The 25,273-nt window shown below is 57.2% G+C and carries 20 protein-coding genes; 2 read left to right on the forward strand and 18 right to left on the reverse strand.

The genetic code is table 11. The features are described 5' to 3' along the window. Position 1 precedes the first annotated feature (1 nt). Positions 2-556, forward strand: a complete 555-nt coding sequence (comE, locus tag THS5294_RS03455) for a sulfopyruvate decarboxylase subunit beta (protein ID WP_038002915.1) — start codon at positions 2-4, stop codon at positions 554-556. A gap of 3 nt (positions 557-559) precedes the next feature. Beyond that, the gene (locus THS5294_RS03460; protein ID WP_058122634.1) at positions 560-1,684 is read left to right on the forward strand and encodes an alpha-hydroxy acid oxidase; all 1,125 of its coding nucleotides are present in this window, start codon (positions 560-562) and stop codon (positions 1,682-1,684) included. A gap of 90 nt (positions 1,685-1,774) precedes the next feature. On the opposite strand, the gene THS5294_RS03465 is transcribed toward THS5294_RS03460, so the two are convergent. The 18 genes from THS5294_RS03465 to THS5294_RS03550 form a co-directional block, all read right to left on the reverse strand. Next, complete coding sequence (locus tag THS5294_RS03465) at positions 1,775-2,557, reverse strand: crotonase/enoyl-CoA hydratase family protein (RefSeq protein ID WP_058122635.1); 783 nt, start codon at positions 2,555-2,557, stop codon at positions 1,775-1,777. Continuing rightward, positions 2,557-3,411 carry a hydroxymethylglutaryl-CoA lyase gene (locus THS5294_RS03470; RefSeq protein ID WP_058122636.1) on the reverse strand — a complete coding sequence of 285 codons (855 nt, stop codon included), beginning with the start codon at positions 3,409-3,411 and terminating at the stop codon, positions 2,557-2,559. Before THS5294_RS03470 ends, THS5294_RS03465 begins: the two co-directional genes overlap by 1 nt. After that, entirely contained in the window at positions 3,404-5,380 is a 1,977-nt protein-coding gene (locus tag THS5294_RS03475) for an acetyl/propionyl/methylcrotonyl-CoA carboxylase subunit alpha (protein ID WP_058122637.1), read from the reverse strand. Before THS5294_RS03475 ends, THS5294_RS03470 begins: the two co-directional genes overlap by 8 nt. 9 nt (positions 5,381-5,389) lie before the next feature. Continuing rightward, positions 5,390-6,994, reverse strand: coding sequence for a carboxyl transferase domain-containing protein (locus tag THS5294_RS03480; RefSeq protein ID WP_058122638.1), 1,605 nt, complete (start codon positions 6,992-6,994; stop codon positions 5,390-5,392). Beyond that, on the reverse strand, positions 6,994-8,157 hold the full coding sequence (locus tag THS5294_RS03485; protein WP_058122639.1) for an acyl-CoA dehydrogenase family protein: 1,164 nt from the start codon (positions 8,155-8,157) through the stop codon (positions 6,994-6,996). The genes THS5294_RS03480 and THS5294_RS03485 overlap by 1 nt, the downstream gene beginning before the upstream one ends. 16 nt (positions 8,158-8,173) lie before the next feature. Beyond that, on the reverse strand, positions 8,174-9,313 hold the full coding sequence (locus tag THS5294_RS03490; RefSeq protein ID WP_058122777.1) for an acyl-CoA dehydrogenase family protein: 1,140 nt from the start codon (positions 9,311-9,313) through the stop codon (positions 8,174-8,176). Positions 9,314-9,316: 3 nt separating this feature from the next. After that, entirely contained in the window at positions 9,317-10,075 is a 759-nt protein-coding gene (locus THS5294_RS03495) for an SDR family NAD(P)-dependent oxidoreductase (protein WP_058122640.1), read from the reverse strand. A 3-nt stretch (positions 10,076-10,078) separates the two neighbouring features. Beyond that, positions 10,079-11,257, reverse strand: coding sequence for a thiolase family protein (locus THS5294_RS03500; protein WP_058122641.1), 1,179 nt, complete (start codon positions 11,255-11,257; stop codon positions 10,079-10,081). Between the two features lies 1 nt (position 11,258). Further along, a complete protein-coding gene (locus THS5294_RS03505; RefSeq protein WP_058122778.1) occupies positions 11,259-12,428 on the reverse strand; it encodes a phenylacetate--CoA ligase family protein in 1,170 nt (389 codons plus the stop codon). Next, entirely contained in the window at positions 12,428-13,249 is an 822-nt protein-coding gene (locus THS5294_RS03510; protein WP_038002888.1) for an ABC transporter ATP-binding protein, read from the reverse strand. Before THS5294_RS03510 ends, THS5294_RS03505 begins: the two co-directional genes overlap by 1 nt. 64 nt (positions 13,250-13,313) lie before the next feature. Further along, positions 13,314-14,594 (reverse strand): ABC transporter substrate-binding protein, encoded by a 1,281-nt coding sequence (locus THS5294_RS03515; protein WP_058122642.1) that lies wholly within the window; start codon positions 14,592-14,594, stop codon positions 13,314-13,316. 67 nt (positions 14,595-14,661) lie between these two features. Then, on the reverse strand, positions 14,662-15,738 hold the full coding sequence (locus tag THS5294_RS03520; protein ID WP_058122643.1) for a branched-chain amino acid ABC transporter permease: 1,077 nt from the start codon (positions 15,736-15,738) through the stop codon (positions 14,662-14,664). Positions 15,739-15,747: 9 nt separating this feature from the next. Then, positions 15,748-16,746: a branched-chain amino acid ABC transporter permease gene (locus tag THS5294_RS03525; protein ID WP_038002881.1), complete on the reverse strand. Its 999-nt coding sequence runs from the start codon at positions 16,744-16,746 to the stop codon at positions 15,748-15,750. Positions 16,747-16,779: 33 nt separating this feature from the next. Further along, entirely contained in the window at positions 16,780-17,616 is an 837-nt protein-coding gene (locus THS5294_RS03530) for an ABC transporter ATP-binding protein (protein ID WP_233486397.1), read from the reverse strand. After that, the gene (locus THS5294_RS03535) at positions 17,613-19,574 is read right to left on the reverse strand and encodes an AMP-binding protein (RefSeq protein ID WP_058122644.1); all 1,962 of its coding nucleotides are present in this window, start codon (positions 19,572-19,574) and stop codon (positions 17,613-17,615) included. The genes THS5294_RS03530 and THS5294_RS03535 overlap by 4 nt, the downstream gene beginning before the upstream one ends. Before the next feature lie 288 nt (positions 19,575-19,862). Then, positions 19,863-21,038 carry a kynureninase gene (gene kynU, locus THS5294_RS03540; protein ID WP_058122779.1) on the reverse strand — a complete coding sequence of 392 codons (1,176 nt, stop codon included), beginning with the start codon at positions 21,036-21,038 and terminating at the stop codon, positions 19,863-19,865. A 30-nt stretch (positions 21,039-21,068) separates the two neighbouring features. Then, a complete protein-coding gene (locus tag THS5294_RS03545; RefSeq protein ID WP_058122645.1) occupies positions 21,069-21,878 on the reverse strand; it encodes a hormone-sensitive lipase in 810 nt (269 codons plus the stop codon). Positions 21,879-22,007: 129 nt separating this feature from the next. After that, positions 22,008-25,157, reverse strand: coding sequence for a 2Fe-2S iron-sulfur cluster-binding protein (locus THS5294_RS03550; RefSeq protein WP_058122646.1), 3,150 nt, complete (start codon positions 25,155-25,157; stop codon positions 22,008-22,010). Positions 25,158-25,273: the final 116 nt, after the last annotated feature.

The raw sequence follows: 25,273 nt of genomic DNA on the forward strand, positions 1-25,273 counted from the left end.
TATGATCCGCTCTGAAATTCTGCGCGAAATCGCACCAATTCTGCGCCCGCATCTTGTTGTGTGTAACATCGGTCTGCCCAGCCAAGAGCTGCATTCTATCGATGATCAGCCCACCAACTTCTACATGCTGGGTACCATGGGTCTGGCCAGTTCGATCGGTTTGGGCGTCGCTTTGGCGCAGGACAAAACCGTTATTTCGATTGATGGCGACGGTTCAATCCTGACCAACATGGGCACATTGCCTACCATTGCCAACAATGTGGCAGACAATTTCATCCTTTTGATCGTTGATAACGGCTCTTACGGTTCAACCGGTGATCAGCCGACATACGCCGGCAAACTTACGTCCTTGACCGCAGTGGCCAAGGCCTGTGGCTGTGAAAACGTGGTGGAATGCCAAGACGTCGACACCGGAAAAGTGCTGCAAGAGGCGATCGACAGCAAAAAGATGACGATCATTGTGTGCAAATGCGACAGCGGCAACATCAAACTACCTGTCATCACTCGCGACCCGGTCAATATCCGGGATCGGTTTATGGAGGCGGTGAAAGCCTAAGCCATGATCCGCGGCCCCTGGAAAACCGACATTCATTCATACGAAGATGCCCGGGCTGCGGCCCAGCGGTATCTGCCTTGGATGGTGTTCGACTATATCGATGGGGCCGCGGGCACAGGGGCAGGGGAGGCGCGCAATCGTGCGGCTCTCCGCTCCATTCAATTGACCCCTCGCGTTCTGCGCAACGTCAGCGCTCGGGATATTTCGACCACAGTTTTTGACCAGCTCTGTCAGGTGCCCTTCGGCATCGCGCCCATGGGGATGTGCAATCTATCGCGACCAGGCGCGGACCTGATGTTGGCCAAGATTGCAGCGCAACACAATGTCCCCATTGGCGCATCAACTGTTGCGTCTACATCATTGGAAGATATGCATAAAGCCTCTGATGGCAATGCGTGGTTTCAACTCTACTTCAGCGGTGATGGTTCCGGCACGGAGCGGCTTGTTCAGCGCGCCAAAGACGCCGGTTACAAGACATTGATTGTCACTTTGGACGTGCCAGAGGTCGGTCGCAGACCGCGTGAATTGCGCCGTGGCTTCAAAATGCCGTTCAAGATTGGCCTGCCGCAGTTCATTGATTTTGCGCTCCATCCCGAATGGTCCATCGGTTCATTGATCGCGGGCAAACCGGACATGGCCAACTTCACCGAACCAGGTTGGGAATTTGATCGCACCGAAAGCCGCGCGCGCGCCGATTGGGGCTTTTTGAAGCGTATCCGCCAGATGTGGGACGGCAATCTGGTGGCCAAAGGGGTTTGTCACGTGGGCGATGCGCTCAAATTGCGCGACGCTGGTGTTGATGCGATCCAAGTCTCAAGCCACGGTGGCCGTCAGCTGGACAGCGGCGTGCCACCAATCGAAGCGCTGCTAGATATCCGCAACGCAATCGGTCCAGACTTTCCGTTATTCTATGACACCGGCGTGCGAAGCGGCGAGGACATTGTGAAGGCCTATGTCCAAGGTGCATCGTTCGTGTTCTTGGGGCGTGGAATGCAATTCGCGTGCGCAGCCGGTGGGGCCGCAACGCTGGCGCAATACTGGGATTTGCTAGCGCAAGATGTCTCAATCACGATGGCGCAGCTCGGATGCACGACGATTGAAGAACTCAAACATCTGCGGATGCAATAAATTAAATCAATGACTTGCGGAGCACTCTTTATCTATGCAAGTCAGGTAGAATACATAATATTGATTATGGGACTTATGACCTGAGGAAGCTCAATCCCACAATGGCGCCCGCTTTTCAAGGAATGCTGCGATCCCTTCGGCGGCTTCATCGCCTTCCCAAGTATCCGCCAGTGCCTCAATCGACGCATCGATGATCTCTGTCGTGATTGGTGCCCCAAGCTTACGTGCCATCGCTTTCGCGGCGCCGACAGCACGCGGCGCAACCTTCAGATAAGGCGCGGCTTCTTGCATCGCACGTGCGCTCAATTCGGCCTCAGGTACAACGTCCGCAACCAAACCAAGCGCCCGCGCTTCAGCCGCATCAAACCGCCGAGCCGACATAAACACACGCCGCGCAGCACCCTCGCCCAAACGCGCAACCACATACGGCCCAATCGTCGCCGGTATCAGCCCAAGCCGCGTTTCTGTCAGGCCAAACGTTGCAGTATCCGCGGCGATCACTACGTCACACACACAGGCCAAGCCCACGCCGCCGCCCATCGCAGCCCCGTGGATTTCCGCGATCAATGGCACTGGCATTTCGTTCAAAGCATTGAACATCATGGCAAGTTTACGGGCTTCGACGATCCGTGTCGCACGATCAGCCTTGATCTGATCATGCATCCATCCCAAGTCACCACCAGCACAGAAAACAGATCCTTCACCCCGAAGGATAATGGCCCGTGCGGTCGGATTTTTGGCCATTTCTATTGCAAAATCAGTCAGTTCCGCAATCATTGTGGCTGACAAAGCGTTCCGTTTTTCTGGCCGGTTGAGTGTCAAGACCATTACGCCAGAACCATCTGACGCGATATGCAGGGTTTCATACGCCATTACTCTGGTCCCTTTAAGGTCTTGGCAAATTGCGATGCCTGAGCCAGAGCATCTTGGCTAATCCCACTCTCAAACCCACGTTTCTCAAGGTGTACCACAAGGTCCTCTGTGGCTAGATTGCCTTGCGCGCCCGGCGCATATGGACAGCCACCCAAGCCACCAATGGCACTATCAAAGATGCGCAAACCGTATTCCAAGGCCACGTCGACATTATCAAGCGCCAGCCCATTCGTTGCGTGAAAATGCCCCGCCAATTGGGCTGCCGGCATAACAAGCAAGACCGCGTCCAGCATTGCCGCGATCCGGTCAGGCGTGCCCTGCCCGATTGTATCGCCGAGCGAAATCTCAGTGCATCCCATAGCGGCAAATGCCTCAACCACGCGGACCACATCCGAGGGCGAAACCGGGCCATCATAGGGACAGTCCGTCACGCACGAGACGTATCCGCGAACGGGCAACCCAGCAGATTGGGCCTCCGTTGCAACTTCAGAAAATAGATGAATACTATCCTCTACAGACTTGTTTATATTAGCCTTGCTAAAACCTTCTGAGGCAGAAGCGAAGATTGCGACACCATCAACTTTCGCCTCAACCGCCCTCTTTAGCCCCCGCAAATTCGGCGTGAGGGCTGTGTAACGTACGCCAGCCGTACGTGTCATTCCCGACAACACTTCAGCCCCATCAGCCATCTGTGGCACCCATTTTGGGCTGACGAAACTGGCCACCTCGATCTCGGGGAAACCGCACTTGCTCAACAGGTCAACCAGCGCGATCTTTTTCTCCGTCGGGATCAGGGCTGCGATATTTTGCAATCCATCACGCGGCCCAACTTCAACAATTCGAACATCAGTCATCTTGGGTCTCTTCGAACTCAATCAAGACGGCGTTGTCACTAACCTGCGTGCCCGGAACCACTGTGACGGACGATATGACACCGTCTTTGGGGGCCACGAGTGTGTGCTCCATCTTCATGGCTTCCATCACGATCAGCGGCGTACCTGCCTCAACATGATCACCGACTGCACATGAAACTGCTTTGATCACCCCTGGCATAGGCGCCGTGATACGGCCATCACCTGCGGCTGCCTCTGCTTGTCCGCCCTGCGGACGCCGTTTGAAGACAAAGGCTTTGCTCTGAGAAAAGACGGTGACAGTCTCTTTGTCACGATGCACGCGATAAGAGCGCCCCGGCCCATCGTCCTGTGACACAAGAATTCGGGCATCATCGCGCATTTCCACGATGTAAAGGCTTTCATCGACGATGTAACCGCTCTCACCGGCATCCGTCACGCCGACTTCAACGCTTTGATCACCGTGCGCAAGGTGACAAACATAGCGCGCCTGCCCCCATGCACGCCATCCGCGCAGTGGCTGTGCCTGAAGCAAATCCAACATAGTGAGAGCCGCGAGCGCCCATGAAGCCGCGTCCGGTTCACTATCTTGTGTCAACGTATCCAGATGGTTTTCAATCAACCCGGTATGGACCGCTCCGGTCTCAAAAGCAGACAAAGAGGCCAATTGATGAAGAAACGTGACATTCGTTGTCGGCCCCACGATGCGCGTATCTTCAAGAGCCTGCGTTAGCCGCGAAAGCGCTGCCTCACGCGTATCACCGTGGGTGATGAGCTTGGCAATCATCGGATCGTACCAGGCGCTGATCGCATCCCCCTGCGCCACGCCACTATCTACCCGAATATCACCGTGCGCAAAGGACGCCCCAGGCGGAAACGCGACCTGAGCACAGCGCCCCGTTGCAGGCAGAAAGCCCTTGGGGACATCCTCGGCATAAATGCGCGCCTCCATCGCATGTCCACTAAGGGGGATATCAGCCTGCTCTAGCGGCAACGGGAGGCCCGCAGCAACGTTAAGCTGCCATTCAACAAGATCAATTTCGGTGATCGCTTCGGTGACCGGATGTTCAACCTGAAGGCGCGTGTTCATTTCCATAAACCAGCATCCGTCGGCCCTTAGCGGGCCAGAGCCATCCACGATGAATTCAACCGTCCCTGCCCCGACATATTTGACCGCCCGCGCAGCACGTAGGGCGATATCACCCAAGTGTGCGCGCAGTTCTGGCGTCATTCCGGGCGCCGGAGCCTCCTCGATAACTTTTTGATGACGGCGTTGAAGCGAGCAGTCACGTTCATAAAGATGAACAAAATTCCCGTGGCTGTCGGCAAACACCTGCACTTCAATATGCCGAGGATGGGTGATGAATTTTTCGATCAAAACAGATGGATCGCCGAAGCTGGCTTCACCCTCTCGTTGGGCGCCTTCAAGCGCCTGCAAGAAATCCTCAGGGCGCGTGACATGGCGCATTCCCTTGCCCCCACCACCCGCGCGAGCCTTGATCATGACAGGATAGCCGATTTCAGCGGCCTGTTGCGCGAGAACTTCAGGAGATTGATCCGCCCCGTGGTACCCCGGCACGACCGGCACGCCGGCTTCAGCCATCAACGCCTTTGCCGCATCCTTAAGCCCCATTGCGCGGATGGCCGACGCAGGTGGGCCGACGAAGACGGCACCAGCCCCCTCGACAGCCTCCACAAATGCGGCGTTTTCCGAGAGAAACCCATAGCCCGGATGAACCGCATCCGCCCCAGTAAGCCGGATTGCAGCAATTAGATTATCGATATTCAGGTAGCTTTCCTGCGCGACCGCGGGGCCAATATACGCGGTCTCATCCGCCATTCGCACATGCTGCGCATCGCGATCGGCATCGGAATAAACAGCAACCGTACGGATCCCCATGCGACGCGCAGTGGAGATAACTCGGCACGCAATTTCGCCCCTATTGGCGATTAAGAGTTTTTTAATTCCCATAAACCTGTCCTACATCCGAAATACGCCAAATCGGGTGTCCCCGATTGGCGCGTTAGCACAGGCCGATAGCGAAAGGCCGAGGATATCGCGTGTTTTGCGCGGATCGATAATACCATCGTCCCACAACCGCGCCGAGGCATAGAGTGGATGGGACTGGGCTTCAAACATGTCGAGCGTGGGTTGCTTGAATGCGGCTTCGTCCTCCTCGCTCCACTCGCCACCCTTACGCTCAATTCCATCGCGCTTTACGGTCGCCAGAACACCGGCCGCCTGCGCGCCGCCCATGACCGAAATCCGACTGTTCGGCCACGTCCAAACAAACCGCGGATCATACGCGCGCCCGCACATCCCGTAGTTGCCAGCACCAAACGAACCACCGATCAGCACCGTCACCTTGGGCACCGCAGATGTTGCCACAGCGGTCACAAGCTTGGCGCCGTCCTTCGCGATGCCGCCGCTTTCGTAGGCGCGACCGACCATAAATCCTGTGATATTTTGCAAAAAGATCAATGGTATTTTGCGCTGAGAGCACAATTCGACAAAATGCGCGCCCTTCAATGCGGCCTCTGAGAACAGGACGCCATTGTTGCCGATGATGCCGACAGTTTGGCCCCAAATCTCTGCGAAGCCGCACACGAGGGTCGTGCCAAAACGCGCTTTGAATTCGTCAAACCGCGATCCGTCTACCAGCCGTGCAATCACCTCACGCACGTCATATGGGGTGCGTAAATCGGCGGGAACCACGCCGAGCAATTCGGACGGATCAAACAGCGGAGCGTCGTGATCCGCTAGCAGCGCGCGTTCCTTTTGTGGACCGAGCGAGGATACTGCTTGGCGGACCAGTTCCAACGCGTGTGCATCGTTCTCCGCCAAATAATCCGCAACACCCGAAAGGCGCGTATGAACGTCACCACCCCCTAAATCTTCGGCATTAACAACTTCGCCAGTGGCAGCCTTGACCAAGGGGGGACCGGCCAAAAAGATCGTGCCCTGTTCCTTAACAATGATCGTGACATCAGACATCGCTGGCACATACGCACCACCAGCGGTACACGACCCCATTACGGCTGCGATCTGCGGGATGCCTTTGGCGGACATATTGGCTTGGTTAAAGAAAATCCGGCCAAAATGGTCACGATCGGGAAAGACCTCATCCTGATTGGGCAGGTTCGCACCGCCACTGTCGACAAGGTAGATACAGGGCAGGTGGTTGGCCTCAGCAATCTCTTGAGCGCGGAGGTGTTTCTTAACAGAGACGGGAAAATACGTACCGCCCTTAACTGTTGCGTCGTTGCAAAGGATCATCACCTCGCGCCCGCAGACGCGACCAATCCCAGCCACCATGCCGCCAGCAGGACAGGCGTCATCATACATTCCGTGCGCTGCGAAAAGACCGACCTCAAGGAACGGTGAGCCCGGATCGAGCAGTTGATCCACTCGGTCGCGCGTGAGCAGTTTGCCCCGCTCAACGTGCCGCGCGCGCGATGCATCACTGCCACCACGCAACGCGGCCTCGGCCACCTCTTGCACCTCGCCAAGGGCTTCTAGGTGCGCATGTTCGTTGGCCTTGTAAGTGTCTGATCCAACGACAATCGATGAGGTCAAAACGCCCATTAGGACATGGCTCCCATCATCTCACGACCGATAAGCATGCGACGGATCTCAGAGGTCCCTGCCCCGATCTCCATCAGTTTGGCATCACGGAAAATCCGGGCAACGGCACTGTCGTTGACGAACCCCGCACCGCCCATGGCCTGCACCCCTTGGTGCGCCACGTTCATTGCCTCCTCCGAGGCATATAGTACGCACGCGCTGGCGTCTTGGCGCGTCACCTCACCCCGATCACAAGCGGCAGCAACGGCATAAACGTAAGCCCGGGCAGAATTCATCTTGGTGTACATATCCGCAATTTTGCCCTGCATGAGCTGGAAGTTTCCAACCGGCTGGCCGAACTGCTTGCGCTGAGCCACGTAGGGCATCACCTCATCAAGGCACGCCGCCATAATCCCGGTGCCAATGCCCGACAGCACAACCCGTTCATAATCAAGGCCGGACATCAGGACCTGAACGCCCCGCCCTTCTTCGCCAAGGACGTTGTCATAGGGCACCTCGACGTTGTCAAAAACCAGCTCAACCGTGTTGGACCCTCGCATCCCCAATTTGTCAAAATGCGCCGATTGCGTGAAGCCGGGCATGTCTTTTTCGATCAGAAATGCGGTTATACCTTTGCTACCAGCCTCCGGGTCGGTTTTTGCGTAAACGACCAATGTGCCAGCTTCACCGCCGTTGGTGATCCAGTACTTTGTGCCGTTTAACAGGTAATGATCATTACGTTTTTCCGCGCGCAGCTTCATCGATACAACATCTGAGCCCGAGCCGGCTTCGGACATTGCCAAAGCACCAACCTTCGCCCCAGACATCAAATCCGGCAAGTAGCGCGCCTTTTGCTCAGCCGAGCCGTTGATCGCAATTTGGTTAACGCACAGATTTGAATGCGCTCCATAAGACAGCGAAACGGACGCGCTTGCGCGGGCGATTTCCTCAACCGCGACCACGTGAGCGAGGTACCCCATGCCTGACCCGCCGTCCGCCTCTGGCACGGTAATGCCCAAAAGGCCCAGCTCACCAAGCTCTTTCCACATATCTTCGGGAAAACAATTGGTTGCGTCAATTTCTGCCGCGCGTGGCTTCAACCGCTCTTGTGCCCAACGATGGACCATATCACGCAGCGCGTCGATCTCTTCTCCGAGGCCGAAATTCATTGTTGCTGTGAACATCTGTTCTTCCTCTGCCTTAACCTTGCACCATCGCGCGTGCGATGATCATCCGCATAATCTCATTCGTGCCTTCAAGGATTTCGTGCACGCGCAAATCGCGGACGCGTTTTTCGATCCCGTAGTCAGATAAATATCCATACCCACCATGTAGTTGCAGGCAATCGTTCACAACTCGAGAGCCCGCTTCGGTCACGAACTTTTTGGCAATGGCGCAATGGTGGGTCGCGTCAGGCGCCTTATTATCTAGCTTCCACGCCGCTTGACGCAGCAAAACGCGGGCGGCTTGCAACTCAACCTCCATATCAGCCAAACGGAATTGCAGCGCTTGGAATTGATCAATCGAACGACCAAATGCTTTACGCTCCGCCATATAAGCCAGCGTATCATCAAGTGCCGCTTGTGCCGCGCCGAGCGAGCAGGCCGCGATGTTCAACCGTCCTCCATCAAGCCCCGCCATTGCATAGGAAAAGCCGCGCCCTTCCTCACCCAACAGGTTCTCGGCCGGGACTTTACAATCGTCTAGCTGAACCTGACGGGTGGGTTGGTTGCGCCAACCCATCTTGTCCTCAAGCCCGCCAAACGATAGACCATCCGCGTCTTTTTCAACGATGAGAGCGCTTACACCCTTTGGTCCTGGCTCGCCCGTGCGGCTCATAACGATGTAAGCGTCCGCATAACCGCCGCCAGAAATGAACGCCTTGGTCCCCGTCAGCGCGTAGCCTTCGTTTGTCCGCTCTGCGCGTGTTTTCAAAGCGGCAGCGTCCGACCCTGATCCCGGCTCCGTAAGGCAATACGCGAAAAACCGCTCCATCGAGACAGCACCCGGCAGCATGCGGCCTTTGAGGTCTGCATCACCAAAGCGATCAATCATACCGGCGCACATGTTGTGAATAGACAAGAACGCCGCCACAGACGCGCATCCCCGCGACAGCGCTTCGAACACTAAGGTGCCATCCAACCGAGAGAGGCCCGAACCGCCCGCGTCTTCGGACACGAACAAACCGCCAAATCCCAACTCGGCCAGCTTGGGCCACAGGTCTTTTGGAATTTCGCCCGCTGTGTCCCACGCGGCTGCGTGTGGGGCAATCTCAGCCTCAGTAAAGGCTTTGGCCATGTCGAAAATGGCTTCTTGTTCGGGGCTTAGTGCGAAATCCATCATCTACCTCGGGGTCAAACGGGTGGCACCATCCAAACGGATGACCTCACCGTTAAGAAAGTCGTTATCAATAATATGGGCCACGAGGGAGGCGAACTCCTCCGGCGCGCCCAGACGGGATGGGTTGGGAATGCCTGCGGCCAGTGCTTCCTGCACGTCCTCGGGCAAACCTTTGACCATCGGGGTGCCGAAAATGCCGGGCGCAATAGCGGCCACCCTGATCCGGGCCTTGGCCAAATCGCGCGCCATCGGCAAAGTCATGCCAACGATCCCGCCCTTGGAAGCCGCATAGGCCGCTTGTCCAATTTGACCCTCGTAGGCCGCGATGGACGCGGTGTTGATAATGACGCCAACGCAAGCATCTTCGGATGAAAGCGCTGCCATCCCAGCGGCAGACTGGCTGGCCACGTTAAAGCTACCCACGAGGTTCACGTTGATCACCTGCTGAAATAACGCCGCATCATGGGCACCTTCGCGTCCCACCGTACGCGCAGCTGGCGCGATCCCTGCGCAGTTCACGCAGATACGTTCCTGACCTTGAGCCGCGCGCGCCTGCGCCAAAGCGTCGGCGACGTCTTGGGGTTGGGTGACGTCCACTGCGATGAAGTCTGCCCCCAGTTCGGCGGCCACATCCGCCCCGCTTGGCGCACGGTCCAACAAGGTGACCGGCGCACCCGCAGCCCGCAATCGTGTGGCCACTGCGCGCCCCAATCCAGACGCGCCACCAGTCACAATCGCCGGTGTATTCGCTCCAATTTGCATAGCTTACACCCTTTCGATTGCGACCGCAGTCGCTTCACCACCGCCCAGACAAATGACGGCCATGCCACGGCGCTGGTCATGTGTTTCGAGCGCGTTCAACAAGGTTACCAAAATCCGACTACCTGACGCCCCGATGGGATGACCAAGCGCGCAGGCTCCGCCATGGACGTTTACCTTTTCATGGCTCAGGTCCATATCACGGATAAACGCCATGGCGACCACTGCGAAGGCTTCGTTAACCTCCCACAGGTCCACATCGTCCGCGCCCCACCCTAACTGATCCAACAGCTTTTTCGCGGCGTGGATCGGTGCTGTCGTAAACCAATCTGGAGCATGCGCGAACGTCGCATGGCCGCAAATCCGCGCGCGCGGGGTGAACCCGTGGGCCGCGACTTGCTCAGCTGAGGCCAGAACGACCGCGCTCGCGCCGTCTGAGATCGACGACGAGTTCGCTGCGGTCACCGTCCCGTCAGCTTTAAAGGCAGGTTTTAGCTGTGGAATTTTATCAGGCCGCGCCGACTGCGGCTGCTCATCAGCGGTCACGACATTCTCTCCCTTGCGGGTTTTGAGCGTGACCGGACTGATTTCAGATGCGAAATGCCCCGCCGCGTCGGCGCTCAATGAACGATTCAGCGAAGCGATCGCATAGGCGTCCTGATCGGCGCGCGTGAATTGATACGCCTCGGCGCATTGCTCTGCGAATACGCCCATGAGGGTGCCGGTTTGATACGCATCCTCCAGCCCGTCTGTAAACATATGGTCCAACAAAGATGCATGGCCCAAACGGGCCCCGGCGCGTGTTTTGGCCGAGAGATAGGGCGCATTTGACATGCTTTCCATCCCACCGGCGACCACAACATCGCTAGTACCTGCCCGGATTTGATCAAAGGCAAGCATCGCCGTCTTCATGCCTGAGCCGCAGACTTTGTTTACCGTTGTGCACGGCACGTTAATGCTTAACCCCGCGCCCATAGCCGCCTGGCGTGCCGGTGCTTGGCCCAAGCCGGCGGGCAGCACGCAGCCCATGAGCACTTCATCCACGGCATCCACCGAGATGTGGCCGCCCTCAAGTGCGCTTTGGATGGCTGCAGCGCCCAGTTCTGGCGTGGTCAAGTCTCGGAAAACACCTTGGAACCCGCCCATGGGTGTGCGGGCGGCGCCTACAATAAATACGTCTTTCATATCAACTCTCTATTGGACGAAGGTCCGCAATCACCACACCATCACGAGGCAGCGCACCGGGCGCAAGCAACGTAACATCGGCACGGAGTTTTAGGATATCGTTGACAGACGCCGCGATTGCATCGGCATCGCCGCCATCAGTCTCAACCTGTACCGCGATGTGATCGGCACCATCAGCGCGGGTGACCTCAACCCGGGCACGGGCGACATCGGCATGACGCGCAACAAGGGTCGCAACCTGCTCAGGCCGGATAAACATCCCCTTAACCTTGGCGGCTTGGTCCGCACGGCCCCGCCACCCCACAATTCTGCGGTTGGTACGGCCACAAGGCGTGTCGCCAGCAGCCATAAATGCGCTCAAGTCGCCCGTAGAAAACCTTAGCAACGGATTGTCGGGATTAAGGACTGTAACCAAAACCTCACCAATCTCACCCTGGGTAACGGGAGTACCCGTGCCGGGTGTGACGATCTCAACGATGACGTCTTCGTCAATTATCATACCATCGGTGCAATCGCTGCTTTCGTAGGCAATCAGACCAGCGTCCGCCGTGGCATAGCATTGTCGACAGGTAATCCCGCGGTCGGCATAGGCCTGGCGCGTTTGCGGAAATAGCGGCCCAGCAGAGACGGCAGCATGGGTAATTCGCGACAGATCGAGACCCAATTCAGCCCCTTTATCGAGGATCGTGGCCAGATAATCTGGCGTCCCGATATAGGCGGTCGTGCCAATCGATGCCGCGACCTCGGCCTGCGCGGCCGTGTTGCCCGGACCCGCAGGAAACACGGTCATGCCATGAGCGCGCGCCGCACTCTCAAACATCATGCCGGCTGGTGTGAAATGATAGGCAAACGTGTTTTGCACAACGCTGCCTGCCTCTACCCCAATCGCACGCAGAAACCGACCCAAGCGCCAGTAATCAGGTGCGAGGCCTCCGGGTTCGTAAATCGGCCCGGGGGATTGAAAAATATGGCTGACATTCTGGGCGCGCAGGGCACCCAATGGTGGGGTTACAGCCTGAGATGCGCACAATTCCCCCTTCCGTAACACTGGCAAAGCCGCCAATTCAGAAATGTCAGACATTTGTGCTGTTTCGGGAAACAGCGCGTGCAATTGGGCCAACTGCTCAGCCGCGCGCGCCTTGGGGGAGCGGACTTCCCTCGGATCTGGCATCATGACAACCACCGTTTCCGACGACGATAGCTGCGCACATCGCGAAAGCTTTTGCGCCCCTCTTCGGACATTCCGAGATAGAATTCCTTAACGTCTGGGTTTTCACGCAGATCCGCTGCCGGGCCTTCCATCACCACCCGTCCGCTTTCGAGGATATAGCCATGGTGGGCAAACCGCAGCGCCACGTTGGTGTTTTGCTCTGCCAGCAAGAACGAAACGCCTTCTTGTTCATTCAGGTTTTTCACAATGGTGAAGATTTCTTCAACCAGCTGCGGCGCCAATCCCATCGATGGCTCGTCCAGCAAGATCGTCTCGGGGTGAGACATCAAGGCGCGACCGATTGCGCACATCTGCTGCTCACCACCAGAGGTATAGCCCGCCTGACTTTTGCGCCGCTCTTTGAGCCGCGGGAAGTAGTTATACACCATCTCAAGATCGTCCTGCACCGATCCACGCCCCTCTGTCCGGGTATAGGCCCCGGTCAGTAGGTTTTCTTCAATCGTGAGGTGTTCAAAACAGTGGCGACCCTCCATGACTTGGATCACGCCACGCTTCACCAGATCGGAGGGAGAGCTGTCTTGCACCCGCTCGCCACGGTAGATGATCGACCCTTTGGTAACCTCTCCACGCTCGGAGTGCAGCAGGTTCGAGATCGCCTTAAGGGTAGTGGTCTTGCCAGCCCCGTTGCCCCCCAAAAGTGCTGTGATGCCGCCTTTGGGCACCGTGAGCGAAACGCCCTTCAGCACGAGGATCACGTGGTTGTAGATCACCTCGATGTTGTTGACCTCTAGCAGGGTCTCAACTGGTGATTTGTCCAGCATTGTGGTGTCCTTCCATCCGCAAATTGGACGGCGCCAAGTACTAGCGCCGTCCGTCACGAGGCCCTTAGAGGCAGCCCGGTGTGATGTTGTTTTCAGCGGCAAACGCGGCGCTGTCTTCTTTGATCAAAGGACCGGTCACGCTGTCATCGGGGGCAATGTAGTCGGTCAAAGCAACCCAAGTTTTGTCGATCGCGTTCCACTGCTGAACGATACCCAAACCGTTACCGCCGTGGTCCTGACAAGAAACCGAGAACTCTGGTCCAATGGCAGCCATGCCCAGCTCTTCCATCCGCGCGTTCGTGATGTTGAGCGTGGCCATACCTTCGCGCATTTGTGCGGCAGTAATGTCCGACACGCCGCTGATTTCCTGAGCGTTTGCAATGGCTTCAGAGGCAAGCATCGCAGCGTACATACCACGAGTGTAGAGCACCGAACCAAGGTTCGAGCCGTCACCTGCAGCGTTGCCAGCATCGTGAACCAGCGACTTGATCTCACCGAAAACGGGCAGATCGCTAACACGGTTCATGTTCAGAGATTTGTAGCCGTTCGCCGCTTCACCGGCGGGTGTTACGTCATGCTCGGCACCGGCCCACCAGTTGCCAATGAAGTTCTCCATTGGGAAGTTGATGTTCGCAGCTTCTTGCACCGCGACCTGGTTCATCACGCCCCAACCCCACATCAGGACGTAGTCCGGACGTTCGCGGCGGATTTGCAGCCATTGGGATTTTTGCTCTTGGCCGGGGTGATCAACGGCAAGCTGCTTCAGCTCAAAACCGTGCAGTTTGGACAGATCTTCCAGCGTGCGGATCGGCTCTTTGCCGTAGGCCGAGTTGTGGTAGAGCAGCGCGAGCGTTTTGCCCTCAAGCGACCCACCATTTTCCTCCAGCAGGTAGTTCACCATCACCGAAGCTGCATCCCAGTAGTTCGCGGGATAGTTGAACACCCAGTTGAACACCTCGCCGTTCGCCGCAGATGTCCGGCCATAGCCCATTGTGTGCAGTGGGATTTGGTCAACCGTCGCTTTGGGGATCAGCTGGTAGGTGATCCCGGTCGAGAGCGGTTGATAGATCAAAGCCCCCTCGCCCTTTGTGGACTCATAGCACTCAACGCCTTTTTCGGTGTTGTAACCTGTTTCGCATTCGATCACGCGGATCGGCTCCCCACCGATACCGCCGTCACGTGCGTTCAGCAGGTTAAAGTAATCCTGATAGCCGTCGGAAAACGGTGTGCCGCCCGCTGCATAAGGACCTGTACGATAGCTAAGGTCGGGAATGACCAGATCCGCCAGTGCGGGCCCTGCGGCCAATGTCCCTGCCACAGCAGCAGCAATAAGTTTACATTTCATCAGATGATACCTCCCAGTTTCAATTGTCTGACATTTGGATTACCCCCGGTTGATCCGGGGTTTTGTATTAGTAAGGGAAAGGCCAGCGCCGGAGTTTTTCCTTTGCCAAGCCCCAGATATGGGCAAGCCCATGGGGTTCTTTGATCAAGAAGAACATGATCAACGCACCCACAATGACGAGCTGGAAGTGCGCAACCAAATCGGTGGGCCAGCCCAGCCAATCGACGCCCACAATCTTGAGAGCAACGGGCAGCAGCACAAGGAACGCAGCCCCGGCAAAGCTGCCAAAGATCGAACCCAAGCCGCCGATGATAATCATGAACAAGACGAGGAATGACTTTTGGATACCAAAGGCCTCTCCCACCTCAACCGCGCCCAGATACACCGCGAAGAACAACGCCCCAGCGATGCCCACAAAGAAGGAGCTTACTGCAAAAGCCGACAGTTTTGCGCGCAGCGGGTTCACACCGATGATCTCAGCCGCGATGTCCATATCGCGGATGGCCATCCATGACCGGCCCACGGATCCACGGGTCAAATTGCGAGCGATCAGCGCGCACAATGTTACAAAGAACAGGCACACCAAGTACTGCGCCCACGCGGGTGATGCGGGCCCAGTCACGGCAAACCCAGCCACCAACCGTTCGGGAGCGTTAATCTGGCCCGAGGCGGAATAGTTGTAGAACCAGCTAACTTTGTTGAACAACCACACAAGGAAAAACTGCGCTGCCAGCGTGGCAACCGCGAGGTAGAACCCCTTGATCCGTAGGGAAGGCAGGCCAAACGCCGTACCCACGGCTGCGGTGATCCCGCCCGATAACAGGATATGGATCAGGATGTTAACGTCTGGAAAGGACGTCATCAATTTGTAGCAGGCATATGCACCCACTGCCATGAAACCGCCTGTGCCCAGCGATACCTGCCCGCAGTATCCGGTCAGGATGTTCAGTCCGATCGCTGCAATCGCATAGATCAGGAATGGCACCAGCAGCGCACTCGCCCAGTAGTCGGTGATGACGAAGGGAATGACGCCCCATGCCACCATCATGGTCACCCAAAACCCGACCTTATCAAGCTTGAGCGGAAAGGTCTGGCTGTCGGCCACGTAGGATGTTTTGAAGTCTCCGGCTTCGCGATAAAACATGCTCGCCTCCTATACGCGTTCGATGATTTTTTCGCCAAACAGGCCTTGGGGCCGGAAGACGAGGAAGATGAGGGCCAGCACGTAGGCGAACCAGTTTTCAGTGGCACCACCAAGGAACGGCGCACCAATGAGGTATTCGAACAGCTTTTCGCCCACCCCGATGATTAACCCGCCGACAATCGCCCCAGGGATGGAGGTAAACCCCCCCAACATCAGCACCGGCAGCGCCTTGAGGGCGATCAGAGACAGTGAGAATTGTACGCCTGATTTCGCACCCCACATGATGCCAGCGACCAGCGCAACAAGCCCTGCAAGCGACCAAACAAGTATCCAAATGTAGTTAAGCGAAATACCGACTGACAAAGCGGCTTGGTGGTCATCTGCCACGGCGCGCATTGCGCGACCCTGCTTGGTGTACTGGCTGAACATCACCAGACTGATCACGAGTATTGCCGCCACGAGGGTCGCAACCATGTCCAGCTTGTCGATGAAGAAGCCGTAGAAATCATCACCACCAAGACCGGCTGTGATATCCTCAACCCAGCGCGAGCCACCTTGGGGCAAGCCCACATCAAGTTTTTTGATGTCGGACCCCCACATCAGATCGCCCATCCCCTCAAGGAAGTAGGCCAACCCAATTGTTGCCATGAACAAGATGATCGGTTCTTGGCCCACAAGGTGCCGGAACACGAATTTTTGCACCATCCACGCGAAGCAAACCATCACAACAAGCGTCAGTGCGATGGCCCCGAGGGCCGGCACATTCCATCCAAAGTTATGAATATGCGTCCCGAAGGTTGCGTTGATCAAATGGGCGAAGGGCACCTGGCCCGACATGATCCCGGTCAGCGTCAGCGCGCCGAACAGAGCCATAACCCCTTGGGCATAATTGAAAATCCCCGAAGCCTTGTAGATCAAAACAAAGCCCAGTGCGACAAGCGCGTAGAGAACCCCGGCCATTAGGCCGTTGATCAAGACCTCAATGCCATAGAGAAAATCAGCTGACATTAGCATAGCCCCCCGGTTTTCACGTCCATCAGATTAGTCATGGCTCACCCCCAGATAGGCGTCGATCACGGCCTCATTGTTGCGCACCTCTTCGGGCGTGCCGTCCCCAATTTTGCGGCCATAGTCCATCACGACCACCCGGTCCGAAAGATCCATCACCACGCCCATATCGTGTTCGATCAACGCGATTGTGGTGCCAAATTCGTCATTTACATCCAGAATAAAGCGGCTCATGTCCTCTTTTTCCTCGACGTTCATGCCGGCCATCGGCTCATCCAGCAGCAGCAAGTGCGGCTCTGCAGCTAAGGCGCGCGCAAGTTCAACGCGTTTTTTCAAGCCGTAGGGCAAGCGACCGACAGGCGTTTTGCGGATCGATTGAATCTCAAGAAAGTCGATGATCCGCTCAACTGCAGCACGATTTTCGACCTCTTCGGTCTGGGCCTTGCCCCACCAAAGCGCCTGCGAGAACAATCCAGATGACATTTGACGAAGCCGTCCGGTCATCACGTTATCGAGGACGGACATGCCCTCAAACAGTGCAATGTTCTGAAACGTCCGCGCGATCCCTTGGCGCGCAACCTGATAGGGTTTGGTCGGCGGGCGCTTTGCACCGTTGAACCAAACTTCACCTTCCTGCGGCACATAAAAGCCCGAGATCACGTTCAGCATCGACGATTTACCGGCCCCATTCGGCCCGATGATGGCGCGGATTTCGCCCTCACGGATATCGAATGAGATATCCTTAATCGCCTCAACCCCACCAAAGCGAAGGGTGATGTTGCGCAGGTCCATCATGACGCCGCCGATCTGGCGACCGTCTGCTGTCACGTAGCCATCGCTTGGGGCAAGTGTTTGATTTTCAAGCATCATGCGACAGCCTCCAGCTTGGGAAAGACGTCCCCGTCACGGATCGAAAGCGTTGCGCGGATCGTGCCCTTACGCCCGTCTTCGTAGGTGACTTCTGTCTCGGTCGTGACCTCAGGCGCGTCGCTATAAAGCGCCTCGATCAGGTCATTGAACTTTTCTGCGATCACGGCGCGACGGACCTTTTTGGTGCGCGTCAGCTCGCCATCATCTGCGTCCAGCTCTTTGTGTAGCACGAGAAAACGGTGGATTTGACACCCCGACAGCATCTCATCTTGCGCGACACTGGCGTTGACTGCATTCACGTGTCCTTCAATCATCTCAAGCACTTGCGGGTGCTGAGACAGCTCTTGGTAGGACGAGTACGCAATGTTGTTGCGCTCTGCCCAGTTACCAACAGCCGTGAGATCGATGTTAATGAAAGCACAGCATCGGTCCCGCCCGGCGCCGAACACCACGGCCTCTAACACGTTGGGATAAAACTTAAGTTTGTTCTCAACGTATTTGGGCGCAAACATCGACCCATCCGACATTCGCGCCACATCCTTGATCCGGTCAATGATGCGCAGATGGCCGGTGGCCTCCTCAATGAAACCCGCATCGCCCGTCGCAACCCAACCTTCGGCATCTTTGGTGGAGGCCGTGCTTTCAGGGTTTTTGAAGTAAGATTGGAACGTGCCCGGGGAACGGTAATAAACCTCGCCGCTTTCGGCGATCTTGATTTCAACCCCCGGGCTAGGAACGCCCACAGTGTCCGAGCGGACCTGGCCATCGGGCTGCTGTGTGATGAACACAGTCGCCTCTGTCTGACCGTACAGCTGCTTGAGGTTAATCCCAAGAGACCGATAAAAATCAAACAGTTCCGGGCCAATCGCCTCACCGGCGGTGTAGCCCACACGGATGCGGCTCATACCGAGGGTGTTTTTCAACGGCCCGTACACCATCACGTTCCCGAGCGCATATTTCAGACGATCCCACAAGCCAACAGAGGCCCCGTCCAAAATGGCAGGCCCAACACGGCGAGCGTGATCCATAAACATATGGAACATCCAGCGTTTGAAGCGACTGGCGTCCTCCATCCGGATCATCACCTGAGTCAGATGGCTTTCAAAAATCGCTGGCGGCGCGAAGAAGTAGGTCGGCCCGATTTCGCGCAAGTCGCTTTGCATCGTTGCCGCACTTTCGGGGCAATTCACGCAAAACCCTGTCCAATACGCCTGCCCGATCGAGAAGATGAAATCCCCAACCCACGCCATCGGCAGATAGGCCAGAACCTCTTCGCCGGGTCCGAGTGTATCAAAATTAGATGAGTTTTGCGCCGTCTCAATGACGTTGCGGTTGCTCAAAACAACGCCCTTCGGCTTGCCCGTCGTCCCCGACGTATAGAGCATCACGCAAGTATCATCCGACCCAAGACCATCGCGCCGGGATTGCATGGTTTTAACCATTTCATCCGATGCATTACGACCCTGCGCCTGAACATCTGACAGGCTCGTCATAGCGGTATGGTCATATTTCCGAAGACCACGTTTATCAAAGTAAACGATGTGCTCGATGACTGTGGTGGCGCCTTTGACTTCCAGCACCTTGTCCACCTGCTCCTGATCGCCCGCGATCACAAAGCGTGCGCCGCAATGCTCCAACACATAGGTCATCTCTTCGACCACCGCGTCTTGATACAAGGGTACGGGAACAGCCCCGACGCATTGCACCGCGACCATCGACCAATACAGCGCTGGGCGATTGCGCCCGATGATCGCGACGTGATCCCCCGGTGCCACGCCAAGCGACAGCAACCCGAGCGCTAACGCCTCAATTTCAGACGCAGTTTCCGACCACGTCCAACTTTGCCAAATTCCAAATTCTTTCTCTCGATACGCTGGGCGATCCCCGAACTGGGCCGCGTTGCGCGCCAGTAGATGGGGTATGCTCACGCCTTGAGATGCGTCTTGCGCAGACGTCATAATCGTTTCTCCTCCCGTCACGCGCGGTCATTGAGCGCCGCGTTTCGTGTGTTGGAGTCACAGTCTTGACGGGATTTTTCCGAATTCCAATACCCTTTTTGAATGTATTTTGAAAAATATTTAACATGCTGTTTGTAAATATAATTTAGGAAATTTCATGCCCACTTAACTTAACGTAAAGGTCAGCTAACGCAAAGGACAAGAAACCGTGTACGAGAGCGGACCGTACTGCCTACTCCCGACGATCTGCACTGATCGGGTTCCATCGGATCGTCGCCGAAGCTAGGGTTATGTCACTCGCTTAGTTGCCCGATATTCCGGCGTATCCCACAGCCTGTTTTCAAGAATACCACAGAGCCGATCAACCGCCGAGGAGACATCATTTTCATCGATGTAAAGCGGGGTAAAGCCAAACCGCATGATGTTCGGAGCACGGTAATCACCTATCACATCATGCGCAATTAACGCCTGCATGACAGCGTAGCCTTCAGGGTGGGTGAACGACACCTGAGAGCCACGCAACGCCCCCTCACGCGGACTGACCAGGGTCGGTTCTGGGCAACGTGTCTCAATCTGATGGATAAAAACGTCGCTTAGGCGAAGGCTGGCTGCACGAATGTCGTCCATTTCGATGCCATCCCAAATGCGTAAAGCGTCCTCTAGGGCGGTCAATTGCATCACAGGTGGGGTGCCGACGCGCATTCTTTCAATCCCGGGGGCGGGTCGATAGCTCGGCTCAAACGCGAAGGGCGCGTCATGCCCAAGCCATCCGCACAGCACGGGATCAAGTGTGTCGATCAGGTCAGGACGCACGTAAATAAACGCCGGCGCACCCGGACCACCGTTGAGATATTTATAGGTGCAGCCAACAGCGAACTCACATTGAACGGCGTGCAAATCCACCGGCACGGCCCCCGCGCTATGCGCGAGATCCCAGACCATCACGGCTCCCGCAGCATGTGCCGCTTGCGTAATCGCGGCCATGTCGTGCATCCGCCCCGTGCGGTAATCGACCTGGGTCAGCATCACCACCGCGACCTCATCCGTGATGGCGGCCTGAATATCCTCGGGCGGCACGACGCGCAATTCATAGTCGCCAGCCCGCGACCGCAGCAGCCCTTCAGCCATGTACAAATCAGTCGGAAAATTTCCGCTATCCGATAGAACAACATGCCGATCAGGGCGTAAATCCAACGCGGAAGAAAGCGCTTGGAAGACTTTGATCGAGAGTGTGTCTCCCATAGGCACACTCCCCTCAGGCGCGCCGATCAAACGGCCCACCATGTTGCCCACCCGGGTGGGCTGCCCCATCCAATCGTCCTCGTTCCACCCCTTGATCAAGTGATCCCCCCACTGCTGCGTAAGCATGTTTGCTACGGCATCAGGGGTCGATTTGGGCAATGGTCCAAGCGAGTTTCCGTCGAGGTAAATCATCCCCTCAGGCAGGTGAAAGCGGTCTTTCATTGGCAACATGGGGATGTCTCCTGTAGAAGGCTACGCGGCAAGGATTTCGTTCAAAAGGGCGGACTTAGGGTCCGTTAACGCTTCGATAACGCTGAAGTGGTTGTGCCCGGGTTCAACAACGCACGTCGTCTGCGCCTCCAGCCCTGACCACATGGTATGCAGTGCCTCCGCCTGCCGGATGAATTCGGGCCGTTCATCGCCACCAACCCAAGCAGTTACCGACGCACCGGACCGTGGCATACACAGAGCCGCGCTCTCAGCCGTTGCCTCATCCATGTCTAGGTTCAAGCTCGCGTTCAGCTTGGTCCAGCGGAGGGGACGCAAATCGTGTAAGCCGCTGATTGAGACTGTATGCTCAATTCGATCCTGTACCTCTTGGGGCAAAGCGCTATCGGCGCAAACCATCCGGCTAACGAGGTGTCCACCCGCCGAATGCCCGGCCAATCGAATGGGACCAGAAACCGCCTCTGTGGCACACACAATTGCTGCTCCGATCTCGGCCGTCATCTGACCAACTCGGGCCTCGGGCGCGAGTGTATAGCTTGGGATGGCAACGGCCCATCCACGCTCAAGCGCGCCTTTGGCGAGATGGGTCCAGTAGCTTCGGTCAAACTTCATCCAATAACCGCCATGAACAAAAACCATTAGCCCTTCGGGCGGATGGGTGGGCCGTAGGATGTCCAATTCACACCGCGGAGCCGCGCCATAGCGCAACGTTTCAATGGCGACGCCACTGGCGCGAAATGCCTCTGCCTCAGCGGCCCACTGCGCAGGCAGCGCTTCCGCCCCGGGCACGTAGGGCATGTTCGCATAGGCGTCATCCCAGTCGATTGCTGTCATTCTAGCCTCCACTTTGAAGGATAAACCATGGCGGCGCCCCGAAGGCGCTGCAACCCGAATTCCTGATCCTCTTCAGGACATGTTTACCTATGTAAAATCCCAGAATGAAACAGAGACTCTATCACCGCCCTACAGATCAATCTCAATGACACCATCAGGCTCCACCGCGCGGGACTGGCACAGGATCATAGCCTCTTGTCGCTGCGCGGCGGATAGGACGAAATCGCGGTGATCGACATTCCCCGCGATGACCTTGCAACTGCATACCCCGCATAGCCCGTCGCTGCATTTCACATCAACGGAAACGCCCGCCGCGTTCAGCGCGTCAGAAGCAACTTGATCGGCACCAACCGCGATGTCGCGCCCACTGCGGCTAAGACGCAGGGTAAACGGCGTGCGGGGGGCGGCCTCTACCTCCGGGACGGCGAAATATTCGAGATGCAACGCATCTTCCGGATAGCCTGCGTTGCGCGCGGCTTGCATCGCGGCCTCCATATACACGCCACTGCCGCAGGTATAAATATGTTCATTTTCAGTATATTGCAGCGCGGTCTTGAAGTCGACGCGCCCGCCTTCATCTGAGATATGCAGACGTACCTGATCGGCCCAAGGTGCGGCCTGTAGCTCAGGTATGAACCCCATTTTCGCACGGCTCCGCCCTGAGTATCGCAGCGTAAACGGCGTGCCCGCGCGGTGCAGAGCATGGGCCATGGGGATCATCGGCGTGATCCCGATACCACCCGCCATTAGCGTGACGGATGCCGCACCCGGCACCAGAAGAAAGTGGTTAATCGGGCGCGCCGCATACACCTGACGACCCGTTGCAAAGATCCGATGTAACAACTTTGAACCGCCCCTGCCCGCATCCTCACGCAGGACCCCAATTCGGTAGCAACTGCGATCCTCCGGGTCCCCGGTCAGCGAGTAAGGGCGCAGGTATTCTGGCGCGATCAACAGATCGATATGCGCCCCCGGCGTCCACGGCGGCAGCGGCACACCATCGGGGGCGCGCAGCGTGTAGGTGGTAATGCCTTCGGCTTCCGGCGTGACCGCACGAACCACAAGTGGCAATACCGGGCTTTCACCGATCGGGCGCGTGCGATGCAACACGCTTTCATCGCCCCGCGCCACGGCGGCGATGTGGTCCTTTGCGGGGACCATCGCCTTGTAGGCGGCGATCCCGGCCTCACGATCCATCGGGTCTGGATAAGGATAGGGGTGTGCCGCAAGAGGTGCGGGATAAACCGCAAGTGTCTGATCATTATGATCAATCTTGAGGTCTTTTTGCAGCCCACGTGCGTTCACCGCGTGTTGGGTCGGATGATACGAGCCCGCCTCGCTCAACTCCAAGTCCCACCACCATTTTTTAACCGAATTCAGCCCGCCACGCCCCAATGTATCGTCGAGCTTGGCAAGGATCGGAGCCGCTTTGGGCACGTTCATCGCAACTTTGCGGAAGGCCGCGTCGCGAAACAGGCCTTCAAGGTTCCACGGACAGGTTTTCATACAGCGCCCACACATCGCCCCACCGGGCGTTGTCACCCGGTATGTCGTGCATTTCTGGCTATCGGATTTCCAAATCTCATAGCCATTAAACATCCGTTTAGGCCCGGCCGTAATCGCGCCAGACGGACATTCACGCGCACATTTATTGCAGGCCTCACAAAATGATTGCATCCCGAAATCAATGGGTTGGTCATGTTTCAAGGGCATATCAGTCGTGACTACACCCGATTTCAGACGCGGACCGAGAAACGGATTGAGGATCACTTCACCAATGCGGCTGACCTCGCCCAAACCGCTGAGCAACAGCAGCGGCGGCTGTAGGACCTCACCATCCATCACCGTGTGCGCCTTGGCGCTATAGCCCAAGGCACGGATTTGCGCAGCCACCACCCCGCCCAACAACGAAAACCGCAGGTAGGCGCGCATGCTTTGGGCCACCGCGATCCAATCATCGCCGGAGGACCCCTCCATTGTCTCATACCCTTGGTCGATCACCATTGAGATCGCCTGATCGTGGGGCGGATCAATCTCGGCCCCGCGCGCGTCGTGGCTATACCACGCCCACTCCGGACAGCGCGAAATGCCCACGGCATCGACACCCAGAAAATAGCTGGTCGCCTTGATCAACTCAGACGCGGTTTGCGGCGGCAGATCGGCTTGGACAGGCGAAGGCGTGCCGTCTTGCAGCAGGACAAACGCCCCAAGCGCTCGGCGTTGCGCAGCCGAGGGCGCCGCTTTGCGGACATAGTAGCCACCGGTTGCCGCCTTTTGCAGCGCCGGTCCCATATCGCCAAACTGGGCGCGCGCGAACAAATCAGCGCGCTTGGGGACACGCGGAATGTTCGGTTCATCCATATAGGTTGTGGGCTGATCGACCCGTTTAAGCGTCTCAAACGGGTGCGCGCCGTCTTTGAAATCGCGTCGCGCATAAGGGTCACACGCCGCCTGCCCCGGTGCGGCCACGGTCGACGATGCCAGCGGCACATCCGGCGCCAGTTCAAGCGTGGTCGTCACCGCAGCAAGGGCAAGTCCATTCGGCAAAAACGGGTGGCGCAGGGCGTGCCCATCCCAAAGTGCAATGCCAGACGCAACAGCCAGCCGATTCAGATCAACATCAGACGTGCTTTCGGTGTGGGCACGGGCATCCCACCCTAGAAGCCTGATATAATTCGCTAAAACGGTAGCCGTCTCAGCCCCTAAAAGCGCAGATCTATGGCGTTCTGCGCCCTTGATCCAATCCGTTCCAGCCTCATCCGCTCGTGGCGCACGGGGCTGGGCATAGGCAAACACAAGAGCAAACCGATGATGGGTCATGTCGCCCGACGGCGTTGAAACCGATTCCTTAAGGTCGGCCATGATCAGGTCGATACCCGCCGCAAGCGTCTTGGTCTGCCGCGTGCGCAGCGCCTCAGCCAAGGTCGCGACTTCGGGGTTTTGAATGGGATTGGCCAGATGATCCTCTGGCCCCAAACGGCACACCCCTACAAGTGTCGCGTCGCAAAAGGTTGCAAACGCTTTGAAGTGATCGGTGCGCGCAACTGGCTCCGCCGGAATCTCGGACTTGGCGAGGTTCGTCGCCCCATCGCGGATGGCGTCCAGCATTGCCTGATGCTCCGCCATGGCATGAATGATCGATCCCTTCGGCCCCTCAAACCGCAACGCGCGCATCGTCGGTACGGCCTGCAAATCCACCGACCGTTGCTTGGGCAAACGTTCTGTCGGCAAAGCCCCCGCATGCAGCGGACGGTTACGATTCGAAAAAATGCGCGGCATCTCGGCCCTCCCTCCGGCGCACCGTGACCCGGGCAGCACCTACGTGCAATGGGTGTTGCTTGCGTGCCGCAGGGGCAGCCGTTGGCCGAACCCAATCCGCCCTGCGACGACTGATG

Origin of the sequence: Thalassobacter stenotrophicus (assembly GCF_001458315.1) — a bacterium.
In the GTDB taxonomy this organism is placed as follows: Bacteria; Pseudomonadota; Alphaproteobacteria; order Rhodobacterales; family Rhodobacteraceae; genus Thalassobacter; species Thalassobacter stenotrophicus.

Excerpts from the sequence above, each read along its gene's own strand:
- comE (WP_038002915.1), top strand. The coding sequence starts at position 2 with ATGATCCGCTCTGAAATTCTGCGCGAAATCGCACCAATTCTGCGCCCG.
- THS5294_RS03460 (WP_058122634.1), top strand. The coding sequence starts at position 560 with ATGATCCGCGGCCCCTGGAAAACCGACATTCATTCATACGAAGATGCC.
- THS5294_RS03465 (WP_058122635.1), bottom strand. The coding sequence starts at position 2,557 with ATGGCGTATGAAACCCTGCATATCGCGTCAGATGGTTCTGGCGTAATG.
- THS5294_RS03470 (WP_058122636.1), bottom strand. The coding sequence starts at position 3,411 with ATGACTGATGTTCGAATTGTTGAAGTTGGGCCGCGTGATGGATTGCAA.
- THS5294_RS03475 (WP_058122637.1), bottom strand. The coding sequence starts at position 5,380 with ATGGGAATTAAAAAACTCTTAATCGCCAATAGGGGCGAAATTGCGTGC.
- THS5294_RS03480 (WP_058122638.1), bottom strand. The coding sequence starts at position 6,994 with ATGGGCGTTTTGACCTCATCGATTGTCGTTGGATCAGACACTTACAAG.
- THS5294_RS03485 (WP_058122639.1), bottom strand. The coding sequence starts at position 8,157 with ATGTTCACAGCAACAATGAATTTCGGCCTCGGAGAAGAGATCGACGCG.
- THS5294_RS03490 (WP_058122777.1), bottom strand. The coding sequence starts at position 9,313 with ATGGATTTCGCACTAAGCCCCGAACAAGAAGCCATTTTCGACATGGCC.
- THS5294_RS03495 (WP_058122640.1), bottom strand. The coding sequence starts at position 10,075 with ATGCAAATTGGAGCGAATACACCGGCGATTGTGACTGGTGGCGCGTCT.
- THS5294_RS03500 (WP_058122641.1), bottom strand. The coding sequence starts at position 11,257 with ATGAAAGACGTATTTATTGTAGGCGCCGCCCGCACACCCATGGGCGGG.
- THS5294_RS03505 (WP_058122778.1), bottom strand. The coding sequence starts at position 12,428 with ATGCCAGATCCGAGGGAAGTCCGCTCCCCCAAGGCGCGCGCGGCTGAG.
- THS5294_RS03510 (WP_038002888.1), bottom strand. The coding sequence starts at position 13,249 with ATGCTGGACAAATCACCAGTTGAGACCCTGCTAGAGGTCAACAACATC.
- THS5294_RS03515 (WP_058122642.1), bottom strand. The coding sequence starts at position 14,594 with ATGAAATGTAAACTTATTGCTGCTGCTGTGGCAGGGACATTGGCCGCA.
- THS5294_RS03520 (WP_058122643.1), bottom strand. The coding sequence starts at position 15,738 with ATGTTTTATCGCGAAGCCGGAGACTTCAAAACATCCTACGTGGCCGAC.
- THS5294_RS03525 (WP_038002881.1), bottom strand. The coding sequence starts at position 16,746 with ATGTCAGCTGATTTTCTCTATGGCATTGAGGTCTTGATCAACGGCCTA.
- THS5294_RS03530 (WP_233486397.1), bottom strand. The coding sequence starts at position 17,616 with ATGATGCTTGAAAATCAAACACTTGCCCCAAGCGATGGCTACGTGACA.
- THS5294_RS03535 (WP_058122644.1), bottom strand. The coding sequence starts at position 19,574 with ATGACGTCTGCGCAAGACGCATCTCAAGGCGTGAGCATACCCCATCTA.
- kynU (WP_058122779.1), bottom strand. The coding sequence starts at position 21,038 with ATGAAAGACCGCTTTCACCTGCCTGAGGGGATGATTTACCTCGACGGA.
- THS5294_RS03545 (WP_058122645.1), bottom strand. The coding sequence starts at position 21,878 with ATGACAGCAATCGACTGGGATGACGCCTATGCGAACATGCCCTACGTG.
- THS5294_RS03550 (WP_058122646.1), bottom strand. The coding sequence starts at position 25,157 with ATGCCGCGCATTTTTTCGAATCGTAACCGTCCGCTGCATGCGGGGGCT.